Genomic DNA, 4,887 nt, shown 5'->3' with positions numbered 1-4,887 from the left:
GTAGTAACTTAAAGTTATCTAACGTCGGTCTCATTCTAATTTGTTTCTCAGTAACCAAAACTAAGCGTCTGTTTAACTCATTCAACGCAACCCTTTGTTTCTCTTCAAATCTATTCCTGAAATCAGGTTTGAGAATCTGACTAGAGTGTTTTACTTCGAAGAGGGTTGACTGCTCATTGTGATCTGTTACTAAAAAATCTGGGGTATATCGGCACTTACGATTATTGAATTGATAGTGGAAGCCAAAAGGTTGAGAGGTAAAACTTTTAATGTTTGCGTTATATTCGAGGTGAAAGCAGAAATCGAACTCCAAAATGGAGAGAGTGCGAACAACAGCATCATTCTTCAAGCTCATGAACTTACAGATGTTGTGTACGTGAGATGATTTCTTGGTTTGGTCGAACATAGCAAATCACTTTTGTTGTAAACCTACAACAAAAAATAGACTATGAAGACTTATGGTGCAAATATGAAGACTTATGATGCAGAAATGAAGAAAGCCTGCAATTTATGCGAACATATATTGCAGGCTTCATAAAGGGTGGGAACCCAGCCACATCCCGGCACACAAGTCACACGCTGCGGCTGCTTCCTTCCGGACCTGACCGAGTTCACGAGCTATTGTTGCGGGAGGACCAGGCCCCCATAGATTCGTTTTCTAAGAGGCTTGCCTCAAAGAGTGAGTGGATTATTAAGCATCCCAGCAACCATTGCAAGCCCTTCCCCCTTCTTTTTGAGCAATTGTGGTCTAAGTGCTTATCCTTTATTCAAACCACCACTAAATCGCAGGTTAATTCGCCATTTACCTGCGATTTGAAGTGCTCGTATAACATCATCTAGATTGAGTTGGCACTAGATATCGATGTCTTCGTTATCTTCCGTGCGAATGATGTAGTCCGTCATCCATGCCGTTCCTAACAAACATAACCACACCACAAATACAGGGCTTGGCACTTCAATGCTAGGTGCAATCACCAGTGCTGCGAAGCCTGCGGTCGGTAATGTCCAACACAATAACTTATTCCAGCGGAAGGTTTTCAGCTTGGTCATCGCTTCCATTGACGCCATAATGCCCGTCACACACAAGGCCACAAGCGCTGCATAAGGCAAGTCGGCTATCCAAAGGGGCAAGATTAACCCTAATGACCACCAGCTGTGTCGACTCGCGGGCTTAAGATGATTAGCAGCCCACCAAATAACCATAATAGACAAGGTCTGCAAGACCGTAATCCATGGCATGCCATCGAGCTTTCCTGCTGATTGCGTGACCATAATCCCTACCTGCAAAGTCGTCACGATCAACCCCGAAATAATGACAACTGATAAACTACTGCGTCTTGAGAAAACCACCATTAACAGTGGGAACAGCACCCAAGCGCTGACAGAGAGCGTGATTGGCTGTAGAGGAAGGGTTAAGCCGTAAGTCGTCATGGCGGCAAGCAAGGCTAACCCTGCAATACCACCCTGCGGTAAGATCCATAACGCAGGAATCACCATCGCCAGTACAGGGATATCTCCCTCACTTAAACTGATTGCTCTAGCGCACACAACGGCTAATAATGTTGTAATTAGAAATTGAAATGTTGAAAAGACCATAGCTCTCTCCTTCTACCGATCCGTGGTATTCATGAACTAGGAACATTTAGTATGGACCAATTTTTAGCCCAAATCTTTGCTGTGATTCACCAAATTCCATATGGAAAAGTAACAACTTATGGAGACATAGCACGTTTCTCAGGTTTTCCGGGCTATGCGCGCCATGTGGGAAAGGCATTAGGTAATCTACCTGAAGGCAGCAAACTCCCGTGGTATCGAGTGATCAACAGCAAAGGTGAGATATCTTTGAAAGGTGACTCGTTTGAACGCCAGAAGAAGCATCTGGTAGAAGAAGGGATTGAAGTGAGTGACGCAGGAAAAGTTAAACTCAGAATATACAAATGGCAGCCCTAGAGCTGCCACGATTCGCCGATTCAACTGGCTAGATTCAGACAATCAAGATGCCTTAACAGTGGTATCCATTTCTAATTAGCGAACACCGACCAAGCGTAGGTCAGCGTGTTGTGTGTTTTCTACATCTGTAATCACTGACTTGATGGTATCTGTTGTGAAACGTAGTTTGCCGTCAACATGGATCGTTGCGCGCATGTTGTAACGGTGGTTAGGCTGAATCTTGTTGTAGTCGTAGCCTAATTCGAACGCAAACGGCACTTGCTTACCATCAGTTGTGAACTCTTGAGTCGCGATAACCGTTGATGGAGCATCTGCTAGTGAAATATCTTCTAGCGTTACAGTAACCAATGCATTCTCTGGTAATGCAATTCTTTCGCGGTAGCTAACTGTTCCTGAAATCACTTGAGTATTCTCTGCAACCACTTCCTGAGAAGCGTTCGTTTCTGATGTTGTTTGGCAACCTACTAACAGGCCAAACGATACTAAAGACGTTAGAAGAATTAGAGCCTTTTTCATATTCAATTTCTCTCAACATGTTTGCCGGACTCGGCAAATCTACGGACTAATTATAAGAGAGCTTTCATATTCTGTCTTGAAACCCTATGATTTATTGACAGATATCTGACTAAGCTAAATGATTAACACCATAATCTGACACTCATTTTACGAAGAGGAATGCTGGCGATGAGTCAACCTTTAAAAGAATTACTAAGTTTACTTCAGCTAGAAAAGCTGGAAGAAGGTTTATTCCGTGGGCAAAGTGAAAACCTCGGTCTTCCACAGGTTTATGGCGGTCAGGTCTTAGGACAAGCACTTTCTGCTGCTCGTTATACCGTTGAAGACGACCGTAGTGTTCACTCGTTCCACAGTTATTTTCTATTCCCTGGCGACCCTGAAAAGCCGATTATTTACGATGTGGAAAATCTCAGAGATGGACGCAGCTTCAGTACCCGCCGTGTTAAAGCGATTCAAAATGGCCGCCCTATTTTCTACCTGACGGCTTCTTACCACGGTGACGCACCGGGCTTTGAACACCAAAATCCGATGCCTGATATTCCAGGGCCGGAAAACTTTGCGTCTGAAACTGAGCTTGCGAGCCATATTGCGGAGTTCTTGCCAGAGAAACTGCGTAAAACCTTCTGTGGTGAAAAGCCAATTGAGATGCGCCCTGTAACGGTGGTTAACCCACTCAAACCAAAGAAGACGGAAGCGAAACAGTACCTTTGGGTTAGAGCAAATGGCGCAATGCCAGACAACCACTTGATTCACCAATACCTGCTTGCTTACGCTTCAGATTGGGGTTTCTTAGTCACTGCGCTTCACCCACACGAAGTCTCTCTAATGACGCCAAACTTCCAAGTGGCGACGATAGACCACTCAATCTGGTTCCACCGTCCATTCAAAATGGATGAATGGCTACTTTATGCGATTGAAAGCCCAACAGCAGCAAACACTCGCGGCCTAGTACGCGGGGAGATTTACAACCAAAAAGGTGATTTAGTCGCGACAGCCGTTCAAGAAGGTGTGATGCGCTTTACTAAGTAGTTATCAAGTACTTCTGAGCGTCTGCACACGAACGTCTGAAACGAAAAGAGGCTAGGTATCATACCTAGCCTCTTCTCTTTTTAATCACAATGGCAGTTCAACGAAACCGTATTTAGTTACCCTGCTCAACCGGCTTAGACTCGCCTTGTACTCGCGTTTTGATACCATCCCCCGCATCTCGCAACAGGTTAAATGGCGATAACACCACGCCTTTCACCGCACCTTCTGCCGCGCCTTGAGCAAGCTCCTTACTCTTGTCAGCCAACAGATTAGCTTGCACCAAGATCGCAGGGACCTCAGCTCTCAACATCTCAGACTCGGCAATCACTACAGGAATCGTTTGTTCTCGGTAAGACTTACTTTCAGCAAGCATTGGTGGCATCACATCAACACGGTAGCGCTTGAGCTCGGTCAGCGTTGGCGGGATCACGTCGGTTCTCACCTGTCCGACTTCAACTCGAACATTTTTCACTTCGTCTAGGATAGCTGGAATTTTACTGTCGACCGATGCGACCGTTTTATTCACCTTTTCTACCGTCTTTCTTACATCTTCAACGGTATTCAGCATCTGTGGCGCTAACTCGTCGACGTGCTCCGCCAGTATCAGAAACTCTTCGACTTTTAGCTCTTTCGTGAGCACGGAAAGATCCTCAATAACCTGAGGATAGGTATCGACAATTTCACCGACTTTATTGGTGAACGAATAGATGGTGTAGCCAAGGTAAAAAATGGCGATAGCTAACACGAGTTGAATAGCAGTAGAAACTTTTGCAAACATGAATAATCCTTTTCTTCATCGCAGAGGCGATATCTAAACTCGAAACACAATCTCTAAATGGTTATAGCGGTAGCGCGGTGGTGTACTTTAATGGTTCCATCGCAAACGTAGAAGTAACGTTTGATATACCATCCACACTATTAACCAAGCGCTTATAGAACTCATCAAAGCACTTCATGTCTTTAACCTGCACCTTCATCATGTAATCGTACTCGCCCGCCATGCGGTAGAACTCCATCACTTCTGGGAATTCCGACACAGTATTCACAAAACGACCATACCACTCATGAGAATGATCACTGGTTTTCACCAATACGAACGCGGTAAAAGAAAGATCTAACTTTTCAGGGTTCAGCAATGCCACTCTTTTTTCAATGATGCCATTCTCTTCCAAACGCTTTAAACGCTTCCAGCAAGGCGTTGTGGTGAGGTTGACGGCTTCAGAAATGTCGTTCAATGACAGAGTGCTGTCTTCTTGTAATAACGCTAATATTTTTTTATCTACGGCATCTATCACACTTTCACCAAATCGCTTTCAAATAGAATAATTTTCTACATTTTAGTCAAAATAAAGCAAATATGGCAAAGTTTTTCTCTCCAGATCTAGCTAAATT

General features: G+C 44.4%; 7 protein-coding genes and 1 other RNA gene. 2 read left to right on the top strand and 6 right to left on the bottom strand.

What is annotated here, in order from left to right:
* The 3 genes from BCT81_RS14350 to BCT81_RS14340 form a co-directional block, all read right to left on the bottom strand.
* On the bottom strand, positions 1-406 hold a 406-nt coding region (locus tag BCT81_RS14350; RefSeq protein ID WP_102424853.1), incomplete at its 3' end, for a TnsA endonuclease N-terminal domain-containing protein.
* A gap of 138 nt (positions 407-544) precedes the next feature.
* Positions 545-641, bottom strand: an RNA gene (ffs, locus tag BCT81_RS14345) — signal recognition particle sRNA small type.
* A gap of 211 nt (positions 642-852) precedes the next feature.
* Complete coding sequence (locus BCT81_RS14340; protein WP_102424852.1) at positions 853-1,596, bottom strand: hypothetical protein; 744 nt, start codon at positions 1,594-1,596, stop codon at positions 853-855.
* 51 nt (positions 1,597-1,647) lie between these two features.
* On the opposite strand from BCT81_RS14340, the gene BCT81_RS14335 reads away from it, so the two are divergent.
* A complete protein-coding gene (locus BCT81_RS14335; RefSeq protein ID WP_063523545.1) occupies positions 1,648-1,950 on the top strand; it encodes an MGMT family protein in 303 nt (100 codons plus the stop codon).
* A gap of 75 nt (positions 1,951-2,025) precedes the next feature.
* On the opposite strand, the gene BCT81_RS14330 is transcribed toward BCT81_RS14335, so the two are convergent.
* A complete protein-coding gene (locus BCT81_RS14330; RefSeq protein ID WP_102424851.1) occupies positions 2,026-2,466 on the bottom strand; it encodes a YbaY family lipoprotein in 441 nt (146 codons plus the stop codon).
* Positions 2,467-2,634: 168 nt separating this feature from the next.
* On the opposite strand from BCT81_RS14330, the gene tesB reads away from it, so the two are divergent.
* Complete coding sequence (gene tesB / locus BCT81_RS14325) at positions 2,635-3,495, top strand: acyl-CoA thioesterase II (RefSeq protein WP_102424854.1); 861 nt, start codon at positions 2,635-2,637, stop codon at positions 3,493-3,495.
* 112 nt (positions 3,496-3,607) lie between these two features.
* Here the strand turns inward: tesB and BCT81_RS14320 are convergent, their stop codons facing one another.
* A complete protein-coding gene (locus BCT81_RS14320) occupies positions 3,608-4,273 on the bottom strand; it encodes a hypothetical protein (protein WP_102424850.1) in 666 nt (221 codons plus the stop codon).
* Positions 4,274-4,334: 61 nt separating this feature from the next.
* Complete coding sequence (locus BCT81_RS14315) at positions 4,335-4,790, bottom strand: Lrp/AsnC family transcriptional regulator (protein ID WP_004739953.1); 456 nt, start codon at positions 4,788-4,790, stop codon at positions 4,335-4,337.
* Positions 4,791-4,887 lie beyond the last annotated feature (97 nt).

The organism is Vibrio sp. 10N.261.52.A1 (assembly GCF_002876325.1).
In the GTDB taxonomy this organism is placed as follows: domain Bacteria; phylum Pseudomonadota; class Gammaproteobacteria; order Enterobacterales; family Vibrionaceae; genus Vibrio; species Vibrio chagasii.
Note: the sequence above shows the minus strand (reverse complement) of the source record. Positions and strands in the feature narration are given on the sequence as shown.

Excerpts from the sequence above, each read along its gene's own strand:
- tesB (WP_102424854.1), top strand. The coding sequence starts at position 2,635 with ATGAGTCAACCTTTAAAAGAATTACTAAGTTTACTTCAGCTAGAAAAG.
- BCT81_RS14320 (WP_102424850.1), bottom strand. The coding sequence starts at position 4,273 with ATGTTTGCAAAAGTTTCTACTGCTATTCAACTCGTGTTAGCTATCGCC.
- BCT81_RS14340 (WP_102424852.1), bottom strand. The coding sequence starts at position 1,596 with ATGGTCTTTTCAACATTTCAATTTCTAATTACAACATTATTAGCCGTT.
- BCT81_RS14330 (WP_102424851.1), bottom strand. The coding sequence starts at position 2,466 with ATGAAAAAGGCTCTAATTCTTCTAACGTCTTTAGTATCGTTTGGCCTG.
- BCT81_RS14335 (WP_063523545.1), top strand. The coding sequence starts at position 1,648 with ATGGACCAATTTTTAGCCCAAATCTTTGCTGTGATTCACCAAATTCCA.